The organism is Burkholderia cepacia ATCC 25416 (assembly GCF_001411495.1).
Lineage (GTDB): Bacteria > Pseudomonadota > Gammaproteobacteria > Burkholderiales > Burkholderiaceae > Burkholderia > Burkholderia cepacia.
Map to the genome: position 1 here is coordinate 548,335 of NZ_CP012983.1, position 15,849 is coordinate 564,183.

The 15,849-nt window shown below is 66.1% G+C and carries 14 protein-coding genes; 5 read left to right on the forward strand and 9 right to left on the reverse strand.

Features of this window, described 5'->3' with window-relative positions; translation table 11 throughout:
* Nucleotides 1-157: 157 nt before the first annotated feature.
* From APZ15_RS34735 to APZ15_RS34745, 3 genes are all read right to left on the reverse strand, one after another.
* Entirely contained in the window at nt 158-1,336 is a 1,179-nt protein-coding gene (locus APZ15_RS34735; protein ID WP_027792844.1) for a fumarylacetoacetate hydrolase family protein, read from the reverse strand.
* Between the two features lie 31 nt (nt 1,337-1,367).
* Nucleotides 1,368-3,149 (reverse strand): IlvD/Edd family dehydratase, encoded by a 1,782-nt coding sequence (locus APZ15_RS34740; protein ID WP_027792843.1) that lies wholly within the window; start codon nt 3,147-3,149, stop codon nt 1,368-1,370.
* Between the two features lie 188 nt (nt 3,150-3,337).
* A complete protein-coding gene (locus tag APZ15_RS34745) occupies nt 3,338-4,375 on the reverse strand; it encodes a LacI family DNA-binding transcriptional regulator (protein WP_027792842.1) in 1,038 nt (345 codons plus the stop codon).
* A 298-nt stretch (nt 4,376-4,673) separates the two neighbouring features.
* Between APZ15_RS34745 and APZ15_RS34750 the strand changes: the two genes are divergently transcribed.
* Nucleotides 4,674-6,020 (forward strand): MFS transporter, encoded by a 1,347-nt coding sequence (locus tag APZ15_RS34750; protein ID WP_027792841.1) that lies wholly within the window; start codon nt 4,674-4,676, stop codon nt 6,018-6,020.
* Nucleotides 6,021-6,197: 177 nt separating this feature from the next.
* Here the strand turns inward: APZ15_RS34750 and APZ15_RS34755 are convergent, their stop codons facing one another.
* A complete protein-coding gene (locus tag APZ15_RS34755; RefSeq protein WP_027792840.1) occupies nt 6,198-7,364 on the reverse strand; it encodes a pyridoxal phosphate-dependent aminotransferase in 1,167 nt (388 codons plus the stop codon).
* Nucleotides 7,365-7,417: 53 nt separating this feature from the next.
* Between APZ15_RS34755 and APZ15_RS34760 the strand changes: the two genes are divergently transcribed.
* The 3 genes from APZ15_RS34760 (at nt 7,418) to APZ15_RS41490 (ending at nt 10,156) form a co-directional block, all read left to right on the forward strand.
* Complete coding sequence (locus APZ15_RS34760) at nt 7,418-8,068, forward strand: GntR family transcriptional regulator (protein WP_226128526.1); 651 nt, start codon at nt 7,418-7,420, stop codon at nt 8,066-8,068.
* Between the two features lie 194 nt (nt 8,069-8,262).
* Nucleotides 8,263-9,000, forward strand: coding sequence for a transporter substrate-binding domain-containing protein (locus APZ15_RS34765; protein ID WP_027792838.1), 738 nt, complete (start codon nt 8,263-8,265; stop codon nt 8,998-9,000).
* Between the two features lie 154 nt (nt 9,001-9,154).
* On the forward strand, nt 9,155-10,156 hold the full coding sequence (locus APZ15_RS41490; RefSeq protein ID WP_138143347.1) for a hypothetical protein: 1,002 nt from the start codon (nt 9,155-9,157) through the stop codon (nt 10,154-10,156).
* 204 nt (nt 10,157-10,360) lie between these two features.
* Here APZ15_RS41490 and APZ15_RS34775 read toward each other — a convergent pair whose 3' ends face one another.
* A complete protein-coding gene (locus tag APZ15_RS34775) occupies nt 10,361-10,936 on the reverse strand; it encodes a DUF308 domain-containing protein (RefSeq protein ID WP_027792836.1) in 576 nt (191 codons plus the stop codon).
* 295 nt (nt 10,937-11,231) lie between these two features.
* Between APZ15_RS34775 and APZ15_RS34780 the strand changes: the two genes are divergently transcribed.
* On the forward strand, nt 11,232-12,707 hold the full coding sequence (locus APZ15_RS34780; RefSeq protein WP_027792835.1) for an HD domain-containing phosphohydrolase: 1,476 nt from the start codon (nt 11,232-11,234) through the stop codon (nt 12,705-12,707).
* 122 nt (nt 12,708-12,829) lie between these two features.
* On the opposite strand, the gene APZ15_RS34785 is transcribed toward APZ15_RS34780, so the two are convergent.
* The 4 genes from APZ15_RS34785 to APZ15_RS34800 form a co-directional block, all read right to left on the reverse strand.
* On the reverse strand, nt 12,830-13,129 hold the full coding sequence (locus tag APZ15_RS34785) for a hypothetical protein (RefSeq protein WP_027792834.1): 300 nt from the start codon (nt 13,127-13,129) through the stop codon (nt 12,830-12,832).
* A gap of 128 nt (nt 13,130-13,257) precedes the next feature.
* On the reverse strand, nt 13,258-13,566 hold the full coding sequence (locus tag APZ15_RS34790) for an EthD family reductase (RefSeq protein WP_027792833.1): 309 nt from the start codon (nt 13,564-13,566) through the stop codon (nt 13,258-13,260).
* Between the two features lie 70 nt (nt 13,567-13,636).
* Nucleotides 13,637-15,118, reverse strand: coding sequence for an MFS transporter (locus tag APZ15_RS34795; protein WP_027792832.1), 1,482 nt, complete (start codon nt 15,116-15,118; stop codon nt 13,637-13,639).
* Between the two features lie 50 nt (nt 15,119-15,168).
* Nucleotides 15,169-15,765 (reverse strand): TetR/AcrR family transcriptional regulator, encoded by a 597-nt coding sequence (locus APZ15_RS34800; protein ID WP_027792831.1) that lies wholly within the window; start codon nt 15,763-15,765, stop codon nt 15,169-15,171.
* Nucleotides 15,766-15,849: the final 84 nt, after the last annotated feature.

A 15,849-nucleotide genomic window follows, 5' to 3' on the forward strand; every position in this document is an offset into this window, starting at 1 on the left:
GGTTTCATGCGGCGCGGCGAAGCCAGTCCGGCTGGCGCACCCGCCGACGACGGGCGGGATTTCGTTCGTATCCTGCACCGGTCCGCTGTACGTCGCCCACGCCGTGGCTGACTGCGATCGATCACCCGTGGGGAGGCCGGTGTTGCTGCCGTTCCGCTCAGGCAAGCAGCCCGCGTGCCGCCAGATTCGCATACAGCGCGCGCACGCCGAAGGTCCACGGCGCGATCTCCGTGCAAAGCCGCACGGTGTTGACGAGTGCGCCGAGTGCGGGCGTGGAGATCGTGACGCGGTCGCCGAGGTGATGCGTGAATCCGCCGCCGGGCGCGTCGCGATCCTGGATCGGCGAGAACATCGTGCCGAGGAACAGCATGAAGCCGTCCGGATATTGGTGATGCGCGCCGCAGGTCTGCGCGACGAGGTCGGTCGGGTCGCGGCTGATCTCGCGCATATGGCTGATGCCGTCGAGTACGAAGCCGTCGTCCGCGCCTTCGACGCGCAGCGACACGCTGCATGCCCGCACGCTGTCGAGCGTGAAGCCGTCGTCGAACAGCCGCACGAACGGGCCGATCGCGCACGAGCCGTTGTTGTCCTTGCATTTGCCGAGCAGCAGCGCCGAACGGCCTTCGATGTCGCGCAGGTTCACGTCGTTGCCGAGCGTCGCGCCCACCGGCCTGCCGTCACGGGCGACCGCCAGCACGATCTCCGGTTCCGGGTTGTTCCACACCGACACGGGCAGCAGCCCCACATCCGCGCCGAAGCCGACCGCCGACATTGGCTGCGCCTTGGAGAACACCTCCGCATCCGGGCCGATGCCGACTTCCATGTATTGCGACCATGCGCCGCGGCGTTCGAGCTCCGCCTTCAGGCGCAGCGCGGCTTCCGAGCCCGGCACGATCTTTGATAGATCGGTGCCGATGGTCGCGGCGATGGTGTCGCGAACCTCCCGCGCTTTGGCCGGATCGCCGCCCGCCTGTTCCTCGATCACGCGCTCGATCAGGCTGACCGCAAAGGTCACGCCGCACGCCTTGATCGCCTGCACGTCGCACGGCGCGAGCAGGTGCGTCGCGCCCGGCGTGCCGTCCAGCGCGGCCTGCAACAACGGCTCGACACGGCCGAGCGATTCGCCGGCAGCGGTGCGCGCGATGGCGACTGCATCGGGGCGATCGAACAGGTCGGCGGTGGTCGGCACGGTGCGTGTGATGTCGAACACTTCGCCGCCGCGCACGGCGACGACGCTCGGGCCCGCGTGGGCGCCGTCGTGCCGCCAGACGCGGCCGATCAGCAGCGCGTGGTCGAGGTCGTGCGGCAGGCAATCGGAAACGGAAGGCGTATGCATGGTCAGCTCGGCAAGAGTCGGGGGCGGTGGGTCAGTGCGAATGGCGCGGGTTGCCGCGCTGCTCGATCACCTTCAGGTACAGCGTGGCCGGTTCGAGGCAGCCGCCGGTGGACAGCTGGCCGACGAACCGGCGATAGAGTTCCTGCCACGGCGTTTGCGCCTGCGGCACGGTGAAGCTTTCGGTTTCGCGGCGGCGCGCGAGTTCGTCCTCGTCGACGAGCACGTCGACGCTGCGGCGATTCAGGTCCACGCGCACGCGATCGTTCGTGCGCAGCAGCGCGAGGCCGCCGCCGACCGCGGCTTCCGGCGACATGTTCAGGATCGACGGGCTGGCCGATGTGCCGCTCTGGCGTCCGTCACCCATGCACGGCAGCGACGTCACGCCGCGCTTCACCAGTTCGGCAGGCGGCGCCATGTTCACGACTTCGGAACTGCCCGGGTAGCCGACCGTGCCGCAGCCGCGGATCACGAGGATGCAGCGCTCGTCGATGTTCAGCGCGGGATCGTTGATGCGCGCGTGATAGTCCTCGGGGCCGTCGAACACGATCGCGCGCGCCTCGAACGTATTCTCCGCGCCCGGCTCGGACAGGTAGGTGCGGCGGAACGCGTCGCCCACCACCGACATCTTCATGATCGCGCTGTCGAAGAAGTTGCCCGACAGCACCATGAAGCCGGCGCCATGCTTGAGCGGCGCATCGGGCGTGCGGATCACGTCGCGGTCGGCGTCCTGCGCGGTGTCGGCGATCTCGCCGATCGCGCGGCCCGATACGGTCAGGCAGTCGCGCCGCAGCAGCCCGGCCGAATCGAGCTGGCGCAGCACGGCGGGCACGCCGCCGGCGCGGTGGAAGCTCTCGCCGAGGTAGTCGCCGGCCGGCATGCAGTTGACGAGCAGCGGCACCGATTCACCCAGGTGCTGCCAGTCGTCCAGGCTCAGTTCGACGCCCATGTGGCGCGCAATCGCGATCAGGTGCGGCGGGCAGTTGGTCGATGCGCCCAGCGCGGACGCGACGACGATCGCATTCTCGAATGCCGCGCGCGTCATGATTGTCGACGGGCGCAGGTCTTCCCGAACGAGCTCGACCGCGCGCTTGCCGGTCGCGTAAGCCATCTGGCCGCGCTCGCGATAGGCGGCGGGAATGCTTGCGCAGCCGGGCAGCGACATGCCCAGCGCCTCGGCGAGGCTGTTCATCGACAGCGCGGTGCCCATGGTGTTGCAATGGCCGATCGACGGCGACGAGGCCGTGGTCAGCTGCATGAAGCCTTCGTAGTCGATCTCGCCCGCCGCGAGCAGGTTGCGCGCATGCCAGATCACCGTGCCCGAGCCGACCCGCTTGCCCTCGTGCCAGCCGTCGAGCATCGGGCCGCCCGACAGTACGATCGCGGGCATGTCGACGGTGGCGGCCGCCATCAGGCACGCGGGCGTGGTCTTGTCGCAGCCGGTCGTCAGCACCACACCGTCCAGCGGAAAGCCGTGCAGCACTTCCACCAGCCCGAGATACGCGAGATTGCGGTCGAGCGCGGCGGTGGGCCGGCGGCTTTGCTCGGCGAGCGGATGCACGGGGAACTCCATCGGAATGCCGCCCGCGTCGCGGATGCCCGCCTTGGTGCGTTCGGCCAGCTCGATGTGATGGCGGTTGCACGGCGCGAGGTCGCTGCCCGTCTGCGCGATGCCGATAATGGGGCGGCCCGACTGCAGTTCCTCGCGCGTCAACCCGTTGTTCATGAAGCGCTCGACATAGAGTGCCGTCATGTCCGCGTGCGCGGGGTCGTCGAACCATTCTTGGCTGCGCAGGCGGCGAGGGGTGTGTGACATGGCAGGCTGTCTCCTGAGGGGCCTTTGTCATTCTGCATGCCGGATGGTACCGGTAACATCGTTTGGATGTTAGCACGGGTTTTTTGCGCAGCGGAAGGGATTTCGTGCGCGCGTGGCGACGGAGAGGGGCAGGGGCCGGTACGAAGCCGCGCGCGTCGCGTCTTGGGATGCGTGCGGCCGTCGGCCCGTCAGGCGCTTTCCCGCGCGATGATCGTGTAGTCGATACGGATGCTTTTCGATTCGGTCCGCTCGCCGGCGTCACGCGCTTGCAGCGCCGCCAGCAACGCTTCGCCCGTGCGCAGCCCGATGCCGTACGCGTCGACCGATACGGTCGTGATGGTCGGATGGCAGCATGTCGCCACTTCGAAGTTCCCGAAGCCGGCCACGGCGATATCGGCCGGCACGGCGAGCCCGCGCCGGTGACACTCCATGATCGCGCCGAACGCCGACATGTCGCTCACGCACATCACCGCGTCGGTATCCGGCCATTGCTCCAGCAGCGCGGCCATCGCCGGCCCGCCGTGGCTCATCGTGATCGGCGATTCGCCCAGCCGCACGACGCGCGGTTCGCCCAGCCCCTGCGCCTTGATCTCCGCCTGGTAGCCCTTGAGCCGGTCCAGGCCGCGGCGATCCAGTTCGCTCGCGCCGACCAGAAAGCCGATGCGCCGGTAACCGCGCTCGGCCAGGTGGCGCACCATCGCACGGGCGGCGCGCACGTTCGAGAAGCCGACGGCGGTGTCGATCGGGCGCGTGGGCAGGTCCCACATCTCGACCACTGGAATCGCCGAGCGCTCCAATACCTTGCGCGTCGCATCGGTGTGCTGCGACCCCGTCAGCGCGATGCAGCGCGGCTGGTGTCGCAGCATCGACCGGACGAGCCGTTCTTCCCGTTCGAGGTCGTAGTCGGTATCGCCGAGCAGCAATTGCAAACCATGCGGCTCGAGCGCATCGGTCAGGCCGCGCACGGTGTCCGAGAAGTTGGAACTCGACAGCGACGGCACCAGCACCGCGACGAATTCCGAGCGCCCCGACGACAGCGCACCGGCAGCGGCATCCGCCACGTAGCCGAGCTGGTCGATGGCCTCGCAGACCCGTGCGCGCGTCTCGGCGGCCACGCTGTGGCCGGCGAGCACGCGCGACACCGTCATCTTCGATACGCCGGCGAGGCGCGCTACGTCGGACATGCGGGGCGGCCCGGCGGGCCGGACTGCGGTGGGACTGGGCATCGGAATCGCGATCGGGAGAAGGCAGGAAAGGCTACATCATACCGGTGCGGCATACCGCGCAGGCACGGTCGCGGCGTGCCCGCCGCGGTGAGGGCCGCACTAGGGAAACCACGCGTCCGGCGGCACTTGTACACGCGTGTCGCCGCATGCTACCTTCGAATGTGTTACCGGTATCAGCTTGCCGATCGCTCCCGTCGCCTCGTCGGCTTTTTTTTGGCACCGGATGTTATCGGTAACATCGATGCGCGCAGCGCACGCGACGGTACGAAGAAGATCGACACAATCAGGAGACAGACCGATGCCATCCCTTACGCAGGCCGCTGCCGCACCGGCCGCGGCCGACTCGTCCGAAGACGCCCTTTACCGCAAGGTCATGCGGCGCATCCTGCCGTTGCTGCTGCTCTGTTACGTCGTGGCCTACCTGGACCGCGTCAACGTGGGCTTCGCGAAGCTGCAGATGCTCGACGACCTGAACCTGAGCGACGGCGTCTATGCGCTCGGCGCCAGCATCTTCTTCTGGGGCTATTTCCTGTTCGAGATGCCCAGCAACCTGCTGTTGCACCGCTACGGCGCGCGCTTCTGGATTGCGCGGATCATGATCACGTGGGGCATCGTGTCGTCGTCGATGGCGTTCATCGTGCCGCTCGCGCAGTTCTTCCACGTGCAGACGACCACGATGTTCTACACGCTGCGCTTCCTGCTGGGGCTGTGCGAAGCGGGTTTTTTCCCGGGCGTCATCCTGTACCTGAACTACTGGTTCCCGGCGCGGCGCCAGAGCGTGGCGATGTCGGGCTTCCTGGTCGCGATCCCGCTGAGCCTGACGCTCGGCAGCGTGCTGTCCGGCTGGCTGATGGAGCAGACGCACGGCCTGTCGGGCATGAGCGGCTGGCAATGGATGCTGCTGCTCGAAGGGCTGCCGTCGATCGTGGTGGCGTTCATCGTGCTGGCCTGCCTCGGCGACGGCCCGCAGACGGCGAAGTGGCTGTCCGCCGACGAAAAGGCGGTGCTGTCGCGCAACCTCGAATCCGAGGCCGCGCACAAGTCGCACAGCATCGGCGCCGCGCTGCGCAGCCCGCGCGTCTGGTTGCTCACCTTCATTCTGCTGACGTTCAATACCGGTTTCTACGGGCTGGCGTTCTGGCTGCCGTCGATCATCCGCGCGTCGGGTGTGCACAGCCCGCTGCACATCGGCGTGCTGACGGCCATTCCGTACCTGACGGCGATCTTCGCGATGGTGTGGAACGCGTCGCACTCGCGCAAGACCGGCGAACGCCGCCTGCATGCGGCGATTCCCGCGCTGATCGGCGGCGTCTTCCTGATCCTGAGCGCGGCGTTCGCGCACAACGTGGCGCTGTCGATCGTATTCCTGACCATTGCCACCTGCGGCATCCTCGCGCTGATGCCGATCTACTGGACCTTTCCGGGGCAGATCCTGTCCGGCACGGCCGCGGCCGCCGGCATCGCGCTGATCAACTCGGTGGGGAACCTGTCCGGCTTCACGGGCTCGATGATCACCGGCGTCGCCAAGCAGATGACCGGCAACATCAACAACGGGACTTATGCGCTGGGCGCTTGCCTGCTGGTCAGCTGCATGTTGATCGCGTCGATTCCGCGCGATATCCTGCGGCCGCCGGTGGGGCGGTAGGGCGTTCGCGCGACGTTACGTCCGGCCGGGGCGGGGGCATCGCGCCGCCTCGGCGCCGGATGCATCACGTCACGCGGATCGATCTTGTGTGAGTTTGCTCGACCACCACACGCGGAATTCCGGCTACTTCCAGCCAGGGACGCCCGGCGCGCGACTCTGCTTTCTCGTGAGCGGCCGTCATGCGTCCTCCAGTGCGAAGCGCACCTTGTCCCCGAGCGTGCGCAACCGGTCGACCGGTTCGTTCGAGAACACGAAACGGACGTACTGCTCGCCGTGGGCGACGCCCCATCCGGTCATGGCCGTCGCACATACGCCGTGGCGCAGCAACCGCTCCGACATCTGCGATCCGGTCAGACCGAAATCGGCGACGCGCAGCAGCATCGACCAGCCGCCCGCCGGCATGCCGAACGGGAGTCCCGACAGTTCGGCGGCGACCGTATCCCGCCGTCTCTCCAGTTCGCTCACGTAGCCAGGCAGATCGGATGCGGAATGTTCGAGCGCAACCGCCGCGGCCTCCTGGGCTATGCCGACCGGTACCACGACATTGGCGAGCGACACGGCCACCAGATCCGGAATCAGCCATTCCGGCGCGACGATCCAGCCGACCCGCCAGCCGATCATGCGCAACTCTTTCGACGCCGCGCCGACCGTGACCGTACGCTCGGCCATGCCGGGCAGGCCGGCGGGATGGATGACCGTACGTCCATCGAAAAGCAGCCGTTCCATCGCGCTGTCGAGGATCAGCAGCAGATCGTTCTGCACACACAGGCTCGCGATCACTTGCCAGTCGGACGCATCGAAGAAGCCGCCCGAAGGCATCGACGGCGACATCAGCAGCATGGCCCGCGTTTTCGGACCGATTGCTGCCCGCAGTGCCGTCTGGTCCAGCTTCCATTCGCTGCCCGGCGTGAAGGTGAACGGGACTTGCTTAGGCACGCCGCCCGCCAGGCGGATGCGGTTCAGCAGACCGGCGTACGTCGGATCGGTGACGATGACTTCGTCGCCCGTCTCGACGGTGGCGAGCAGCGTATTCAGAATGCCGGAGAGTCCACCCGCCGACACCACCACCTGGTCGGCCGTGAAGCGCTGCCCCGAAAGCGCCGACACGTGTGCGGCAGCGCTCGCGCGCAGCCGATCCTGACCGACGAAGGGCAAATAGGAGTTGGCCGAGTCTCGCTGGATGGCTTCTCGGGTGAAGGCCAGCGCTTCTGAAGTGGGTGGGAGGTCGGTGTCGAGATTTTCGAGTCGCAAAAGGTCGACGTCGGCATGATCGGCGATCGACCCCATGCGATCGACGCCGATGCCGGCAATGTGCTGCAGACGGACAGGGCGGTGGCGGTGCATCGGACCTCCGATCTTGTTACAATTTTATAGATAATATATGCATGGTGGTCGGGATGAACTTTGAAGTCAAGGAGGAGCGCTCGCTGGCCGATCGGATCGCTATCGCATTGGCGGACCGCATCATCTCGGGCGTCATCGCGCCGGGGGAGTGGCTGCGTCAGGACCACATCGCGGCAGAGTTCGGCGCGAGTCATGTGCCGGTACGCGAGGCGTTCAGACGGCTGGAAGCGCAGGGGTTGGCCGTGGTGGAACCGCGACGAGGCGTGCGGGCGGCGCCGCTCGAGCCGGCGGACGTGCTTGAAATGGCCAAGATGCGTGCTGCTTTCGAGGCGCTGGCGTTGCGTGAGGCGATTCCCGCGCTCGATGCACGGGCGCTGGAGGAACTCGATGCGATCCTCGATCAGGAGGCCGCGGCGCGTGGCATCGCCGTGCTGGGCACGCTGAATCTGAGGTTTCATCGGGCGTTGACCGCGCCGTGCGGGATGCCGCGGCTCGTCGCCGCGATCGGCGACATGCATCGGGCCAGTTCACGGCATCTGTATGCGACGTGGCAGCAACTCGACTGGCAGGATCGCTCGAACGACGAACATCGGGACATCGTTCGGGCGATACGTGAGGGGGATGTGGACGCGGCGTGTGCGGCTCTGTCCGCGCATATTCTGGCTGCGGGGGATGCGCTGGCTCAGGCGTTGCGTGGGCGGTAGGGATGTGGGGCAGGCCGGGGGCATTGACCGGTGCGGAAGGCTGGTATGGGGAATGGCTGGCGTTTTTTCTGGGGTAGCTATAGGCAAACGCGTCGGGCTGCATCCGGCCAAAAAGCGACATCTGCGCACGTAGGTAGAATCGTCAACAATCAGCTCTAGGTTTGATGGCCATTCCCATTTCGCGAGGCGCAGCGATGAAGGTAACGATTGCATACATCGAAGAACCACCGTTCGGTTGGACGGAAGCGGATGGTAATGCTACGGGTGCTGACGTTGATCTGGCCGATACGGTTCTTCGGGCGATCGGTGTTACCCGGATCGAGCATCGCCTGACGACATTCAGTGAACTGCTACCCGGCGTTGAAGCAGGTCACTGGGATATGAACGTTCCGCTCTTCGTTACCCCTGAACGCGCCAATATCGTCGCGTTCAGCGTACCCGTATGGGGGATCGGAGACGGCTTTCTGGTTCGGACTGGAAATCCGAAAGCGCTCAACAGCTACGTGTCACTCGCCAAACGTCCCGAGGCGCGCCTTGGCGTCATTGCCGGACAGGTGCAACACGAGTCGGCGAGAACGTCAGGCGTAAGTGAGGACCAGATAGTCATCTTCGAGCAACAGGCCGACGCGATCGAAGCGGTTCTCTCGGGCGCGATCGACGCGTATGCAAGCACAGCCTTGGGAAATCGCATAGTTGCGTATCGGATCGGAGGCTCAATGCTTGAGGCAGTGGAGCACGAGCCGCAAACGAATGGCACGCAGCAGAAGCTCCCGCTCGGCGCATTCTCGTTTAGCAGACGAAACAGCGCTCTGCTCAATGCGGTAAACGGGCAACTTCGTTCATATCTGGGCTCAGAAGAGCATCGCGCTCGTATGGCGAGATTCGGCTTGACAAACAATGAAATCGATTCCGCTCTCGCGCATGGGGTGTGAGACGGGCTTCGGCCACTTTCGGGCCTTCGACTTCGGTGTCTAAACCGTCACCAATCCAGGTCACGAACACTTGTTGATGACCGTCGTTGGGAATGCCACACACAATCTCACGTCATCACCGCACGACGATTTGATCAGACTGGAGACATAGCTAATGACCGATCGTGCTTCCCGCCGTCAGCTCGACCTTCTAGGCTCTCCGCGCTGGCAATGGCTCGATGAACTTCAGCGTATCTGGTATGTGCGCGCCTTAGATTCAGCCGATGGCTGCTCGCCCGACGAGCTCGCCGATATCTCGGCTCGCCTCAATTTCGTACTGCCAGCCACGCTTGCGGAGTGGTTCGAACTCGTCGGCCACCGCTTAGAATCCGTTCAGGACGCCCCCGCGACGCCCCTTACGGTGCGCGTTCAGGATGGCCTAGTAAGCGTCTGGACGGAGAACCAAGCTGTATGGACGCTGCTCGTAGGCGCCGGAATCGATCCGATGTGCCAGATCGATAGTTCCGATTTCTGCTTTCCAGCTACTCCTTTGAGCCAAGCATTGCACGGGATGACGCTTAGCGACACGTTAGTGGGCGCTTGGGGTGGCAATGGTCGTGGACCACTAGGTGACTTGGCGTCATCGGTCGTCGGAGGCGTAATCGAGGACGCTGCCGACGATGAGGTGGCTCGTGTCCTGAGTGCTTTCCCCCAACTAAAAGTCCCAGGCAATCCGTTCTATAACGTCCCGCCCCATGGGGACGGCACGACGATACTTCGTGATGGGATTGGCTTGGAATGGGCGGTGGCTACGGCAGAGGCATTCGAGCACATTGATGCGCTGGTCCCGCTCGAACCTCCCGGCGGCCGCTATCGGGTGAGCCTTGAGCTCCCTACGGCAGTCGCGCGCCAGGTCGGGCTGATCGGACGTAATGCTATCCCGGATTTTAATGCCATCCATTTGCCCTCTGAACTTGCGAGGCCGGCGACGGGGAGCGTCAGCCAGCTTTCGGCTTCATTTGAGTGGGAGACCGCGCAGCCCGAAAAATGTATGTCTGCTGTTCGGAACGCGCTGCCCGAGACTGAGCGAGCGCTGGCCAAGATTACTTACAGACCAGAGCGGATTGCGCACCGGCGAACCGTCGAATCGGATGGAGGTGTTGATGATGAGCGTTGAAATCTGCCTTTCCGCCGGTTGGTAAGCAAGCCACAGCAAACGGTACGTCAGCGTCTGGGACCGCGTTCGACCTGCCGGTCCAGGTGCAGGCGCGCGACGATATGGCGAAGCCGCGAATGGCTGATTGGGAGAAATTCGACTGACCGTTACGGGTCGTTCAGAGCCATTCGTGCCCGCGTGCAGGTCTTCATTCCGCCCGACGGCTCACGACACCCTGCGCCGCATCCCCCGCACCTGCAGCCAGATGGCGGATATCAGGAAATAGAGCGCACCTACTCCCGCGTAACCCGCGATCTTAACGATCGCCGGCGGCATCGGCGCATGGCTTTGCAAAATGAAGAACAACCCGGCCAACGCCGATTGCGCGCCGCTCAGCACCATCACCCACTGCGCGCCGGCCTGCTTCCAGCGCCGCACGGCAGTGCCGAGCTGCAGCGCGCCGGACAGAATCGCCCATACGCCGAACACCGCGAGGACCGCGGGCAGGCCCGCATTCAACGCCGGAAATACCGCCAGTGTCGTGACGGCGCTGATCGCGACGTTGACCGCCTGCGTGCGGTTTGCCGCCATCCCGCCGCTGCGGGACAGGTCGACGAAATTGGCGAGCGCATCCCAGGCCGGATAAACGACCAGCAGGACCGCCGCGCCGGCCGCGCTCCGCCGGCCGACGGAAAACGCCAGCGCGACCCAGATCAGCGAGAACACCGCCCGGGAAAAGTAGTACCGCTTCAGCCAGTGTTCGTCGGCCAGGGCGTGGAATTCAGGGTAGCGATCAGTCATTTGCACTCCTTTTACATCGAAACGTCGTTCCGGCCGGCACGCAGGATGTCCGCCATGCGGATTCGGATGCGGCGCCGGGACGGATCTCCAGTGCGCCGAGTATCGCAATCGTCCGCGCCTGCCGCCATCGGTCAGATGTCCGATGGCGAAGTCCGCGGGGCGCTCCGCAGAGATGCGAGCGAACATCGCACCGTGTTGGTCCCGGGGCGCGCCGCCCGACGCGCATGCCCCTGCACGCCGCGACGCCGTCGCGTATGATCGTTTCCCCGTCCTCGCGAATCTCTCCGCCCATCCGATGCCCGACGCCGAAGCCCGTCACGCCCCGCTGCGCATAGTCGACGCCGTGCGCGCGCTGGCCTTCATCGGCGATCTCAGCATGGGCCAGCCGACCGACCATTCGCCGCGCACCGGCTGGCTGGCGGCGCAGCTCGCGCACGCGGCACGATTCGATGCATCGGTGTGCGACACGGCTCGCGAGGTGGCGCTGTTGCGCTGGTCGGGCTGCACGGCGAACGCGGCGGGCTTCGCGCAGGTATTCGGCGATGACGTCGCGATCCGCGCCGCGATGCTCGAGAGCCGGCCCGCCATGGCTGAAGCGATCGGCAGCGCGGGTGTCGCGCTGATCCCGCTCGCGCAGATTCATTGCGAAGTCTCGGGCGAGGTGGCGCGAATACTCGGTCTGTCCAGCGCGACGGAAACCGCGCTGCGGCACATTTTCGAAACCTGGGACGGCAACGGGCTGCCTGCGCGGCTCGAACGCGAACAGGTGCCGCCCGCCGTGTCGATCGTCGCGCTGGCGGGCGACCTGGACGTGCTCAGCCGCACGTACGGCATCGAACAGGCCCTCGACTTGATCGGCCAGCGCGCGGGGTCACGTTATCCGGCCGTGCTCGTCGAGACTGCTGCGCGCGACGCACCGCGCTGGCTGGCGGCGCTCGAGCACATGGCGCCCGCCGACCTGGATGCCGCATTGGCCACGCCGGACATGCAGGGCGCGACGTCCGCCGAATTGATTGCGGACGTCATCGATCTGAAACTGCCGTGGATGACGGGTTTTTCGCGTTCGGTCGCGGCGACGGCGGCCGCCTGTTACGGCCGTCTTTCGCCGGACGAGGCCGCGCGCGAACGCGTGTACCGGGCCGGACTGATTCATGGCATCGGCAGGGCCGCGGTGCCGAACGATGTGTGGAATCTGCCGACGCGGCTGCCTGCGAGCGCATGGGAAAAGGTGCGACTCGTCCCGTACTGGACCGAGCGCGCCGGCAGGCAGACCGGCGCGCTCGGCGAAGCCGCGGTGCTTGCGTCGTATGCCTACGAGCGGCAGGACGGTTCGGGCTATTTTCGCGGCGCGCGCGATGTGGCGCTGACGCTCGAAGCGCGCGTGCTGGCGGCGTCGCTGGCGTGGGTCGCGTTGCGCTCGGCGCGTCCGTGGCGCGCGGCGCTGAGCGATGCCGCCGCCGCCGTCCAGTTGCAGGAAGAAGCGGCGTGCGGCCGGCTATGCGGCGAAGTGGTAGCCGCGCTCGTGACGGGCGGGACGCCCGTGCCCCGGCGCATCGCCACGGGCGCGTCGGCCGTTGGCCCGCGCCTGTCCGCGCGGGAAATCGACGTCCTGCGGGCAATCTCCCGCGGCGCGAGTAACAAGCAGGTCGCGCAGGCGCTCGCGATGAGTCCGAGCACGGTGCGCACCCATGTCGAGAAGGCGTTCCGCAAGCTCGAATGTTCGACGCGCGCCGCGGCGACCCTCAAGGCGTCGGCGCTGGGGCTGCTCTGACGCGCTCCGCGACGCGGATTCGCTTTCGTGTGTGCGCGGACGGCCCGTCGGGCCGGCGCGACCTTTGACGCTCCGCCTGTCCGGTGGCTTATCCCGCGTATCGAAGATGGCGGTTGCACCATTCAAGTCGACCAGTCGTTGATCCGTTCCCTGCGATCCGAGTCTGTCGCGTCGGTGTCGGCCCAACCGTACCCCAACGTCGCGATTGCGAAGTAGACGGCACCGACGGCTTCGCAGGAAAGCAGCGCGCCGGCCAGCGCCATTCGCGCTCCACCCGAGACCATTTGCGCCGGCGCGTCGGCGTGTTTCCCGCGATGCACTGCGGTGCCGATCCGAAACAGGCCCGACACGATAGCGAGCACGCCGAACGCACGCGGCAGGCCGCTCGCCAATGCGACGATGAAGATCTGACGTCCCGACATTGCAGTGATCCTCCCGGTCCGGTATCGCGTGACGGCTGCCTATCCTGACACCCGATCGTTCGCGGCGCCATCGGACAAGTGACCGATGGCGCCGGCCTAAACCGATGCATGGCGGCGCGCGATCGGCGCTACGACACGCGCGAGAACACGTCCGTGATGAGCCGGTCGGGTTCGATGTCGGTGAACGCATCGATATCTGCCATGACGTCTGCCGTCTCCGCGGACGCGAACGCAGCGTCCAGCGCCGCACTGTCCTTGAAACGGCACATCGCCACGACGATCAGTTCGCTATCCTCACGTGCTGGAAAGAAAGCGTCGATAGCGTCGAGCCCGTACGGCTTCCAGGATTTTTCCACCAGCGGAATGTGTTGTTCGACGTAGTAACGGGCATCGAATCGCGTGCCCGCGGCTCGGCGATAGGAGACGATGAAATACACGAAGAACCTCCAGGTCGGACTGACGCGGCGATGAATGTCGGTACGGGAAAATACGGGCAAATACAAACGATCACGGCCGTTCGCGTTCGGGGCCGAAGCCCGGACGCGCGGCGGCCCGCATCGACGTATGAGCGGCACCCGCCCGTGCAAGCGAGATGCCCAGCGCGGCGCCCACGGCGAGGAACACCGAGATCGACAGCAGTGCGACGATGAACGCATGCGCGATGGCCGCCGGATCCTGGCGCGTGCCGAGCGTCGTATAGAAAATGCCGCCGATGATCGCCACGCTCAGCGACGTGCTGACCTGCAGCGTCGAGCTGGCGATGCCGGCGATCATGCCGGACAGCGCCGGTGCGACGCGCCCCGTCACCATGCGCATGAGCGTCGGCAGCGCGAGACCTTGTCCGAAACCGATGACGAAGAGCACGACGGCGAGCGGCGCGGCAGCGAGCGGCATCCCGATCGGCGTGGCATCGATCAACCACGCGAGGCCGACGAGCCCGACGATCTCCAGACTCATGCCGAACGGATTGACGTAAGCGCCGATGACACGCGCGGAGGCAGGCGTCGACAACGGGCCGAGCAGGAACCCGACGCCGAACGGCAAGAACACGAGGCCCGCGCTCAGTGCGTCGACGTGCAATGCATTCTGCAGATACACCGAGAACAGCAGGAAGAACGCGCCGATCGAGTACAGCAGCAGCGCGATCAGCAACGCGCGGCCGAGCCCCGGTGCGCGCAGCGCGGCCGGATCGAGCAGCGGTGCGCCGCCGCGGCGGCCGAGCCGGCGCTCGTAGCGCCAGAAGAACCCGGTGAGGGCCGGCACCGCGAGCAGCGACACCCATGCCCATACGGGCCAGCCTGCTTCGCGCCCCTCGATCAGCGGCACGATCAGCGCGCCCAGCGTCAGCATCGACAGCGCGGTGCCGCCGAGGTCGAGCTTGCGCGCATGCTGCGCACGCGTTTCCTTCAACAGCGGAATCCCGAACAGGACGACCAGAATCGCCAGCGGCAGGTTGACGAGGAAGATCGTGCGCCAGCCCAGATTCAACAGATTCAGCGAGATCAGGATCCCGCCCAGCGCCTGCCCGACCACGGCGGCGAGGCCGAATACCGCGCCGTACAAGCTGAGCGCGAGCGGCTTTTCCGCTTCGGGGAAGATCGCCTGGATCGAAGCGAGCGCCTGCGGCGCCATGATCGCGGCCGTCACGCCCTGCAACGCGCGGCCGACGATGAGCGTCCACGGCGAACTGGCGAAACCGCACAGCGTCGAGGCGATCGCAAAGCCGATCAACCCGAGGAAAAACACGCGGCCGCGGCCGAACAGGTCGCCCAATCGCCCGCCGGTGATCAGCGTCACCGCGTACAGGCCCGCATACGATGAAATGACGAGTTGCTCGGCCGACGACGAGGCGCCCAGTTCCGCGCGGATCGACGGCAGCGCGACGTTGACGATGAAGAAATCCAGCGGCGGCAGGAACGCGCCGACGAGCAGGACCGCAAACATCGCCCAGCGGCGCGGGTCGGGTGATACGGGGTCATTCCGTGACATGGACGATTCTCCATACGGAACCAATCGGTTCCAAATTGGGTAAAAAAATATCAGTCGAGGATGCGCATCGTGCGGTCGACCAGCGCGAGCATGTCCTGCTCCGACACGCCGGTTTTGCCCAGCACGCGCATGCCCTCGATCTGGCAGACCAGCAAACGCGCCAGCACCTGTTCGTCCTGTTCGGCGATCTCGCCGCTCGCCTGGCCACGGACGATCGCACCGGCATAGAGCTGTTGCAGCCGCCGGAACATGCGCCCGGTGCGCTCCGCGACATCCGCGTCGCGCGCGGCCAGTTCCGTGGTCATCGCGACCGCGAGACATCCGCGCCGGCCCGCCTCGCCGACGGACAGGCACGCATAGCGCAGCAGCGAATCGCGAATCGCATCCTTGACGGCGCCGGGTTGCGACAGAATGTCCGCGGTCGCCTTGAGCCCGTCGGCCATGTACAGGTCGAGCGCCGCCAGCAGCAGCGCCTTCTTGTCGCCGAACGCCTTGTACAGGCTACCGCGCGACAGGCCGGTGCCGGCCATCAGGTCGGGCAGGGACGCGCCTTCGTATCCGCGGTCCCAGAAAACGTCCATCGCGTCGCGCGCGGCATCGCCAAGTTCGAATTCGCGTGGGCGGCCCACGCCAGCCGGATTTGCCATTGATCGGTGTCGCAAACGATGCGGTGCCAAAAGTTGGATGCATTATATGAACCGATCGGTTCCGATGTCAACGCATGCCTGTCG

Bases quoted from the DNA above. Each gene is read 5' to 3' on its own strand.
- APZ15_RS34735 (WP_027792844.1), bottom strand. From the start codon at position 1,336: ATGCATACGCCTTCCGTTTCCGATTGCCTGCCGCACGACCTCGACCAC.
- APZ15_RS34740 (WP_027792843.1), bottom strand. From the start codon at position 3,149: ATGTCACACACCCCTCGCCGCCTGCGCAGCCAAGAATGGTTCGACGAC.
- APZ15_RS34745 (WP_027792842.1), bottom strand. From the start codon at position 4,375: ATGCCCAGTCCCACCGCAGTCCGGCCCGCCGGGCCGCCCCGCATGTCC.
- APZ15_RS34750 (WP_027792841.1), top strand. From the start codon at position 4,674: ATGCCATCCCTTACGCAGGCCGCTGCCGCACCGGCCGCGGCCGACTCG.
- APZ15_RS34755 (WP_027792840.1), bottom strand. From the start codon at position 7,364: ATGCACCGCCACCGCCCTGTCCGTCTGCAGCACATTGCCGGCATCGGC.
- APZ15_RS34760 (WP_226128526.1), top strand. From the start codon at position 7,418: ATGAACTTTGAAGTCAAGGAGGAGCGCTCGCTGGCCGATCGGATCGCT.
- APZ15_RS34765 (WP_027792838.1), top strand. From the start codon at position 8,263: ATGAAGGTAACGATTGCATACATCGAAGAACCACCGTTCGGTTGGACG.
- APZ15_RS41490 (WP_138143347.1), top strand. From the start codon at position 9,155: ATGACCGATCGTGCTTCCCGCCGTCAGCTCGACCTTCTAGGCTCTCCG.
- APZ15_RS34775 (WP_027792836.1), bottom strand. From the start codon at position 10,936: ATGACTGATCGCTACCCTGAATTCCACGCCCTGGCCGACGAACACTGG.
- APZ15_RS34780 (WP_027792835.1), top strand. From the start codon at position 11,232: ATGCCCGACGCCGAAGCCCGTCACGCCCCGCTGCGCATAGTCGACGCC.
- APZ15_RS34785 (WP_027792834.1), bottom strand. From the start codon at position 13,129: ATGTCGGGACGTCAGATCTTCATCGTCGCATTGGCGAGCGGCCTGCCG.
- APZ15_RS34795 (WP_027792832.1), bottom strand. From the start codon at position 15,118: ATGTCACGGAATGACCCCGTATCACCCGACCCGCGCCGCTGGGCGATG.
- APZ15_RS34800 (WP_027792831.1), bottom strand. From the start codon at position 15,765: ATGGCAAATCCGGCTGGCGTGGGCCGCCCACGCGAATTCGAACTTGGC.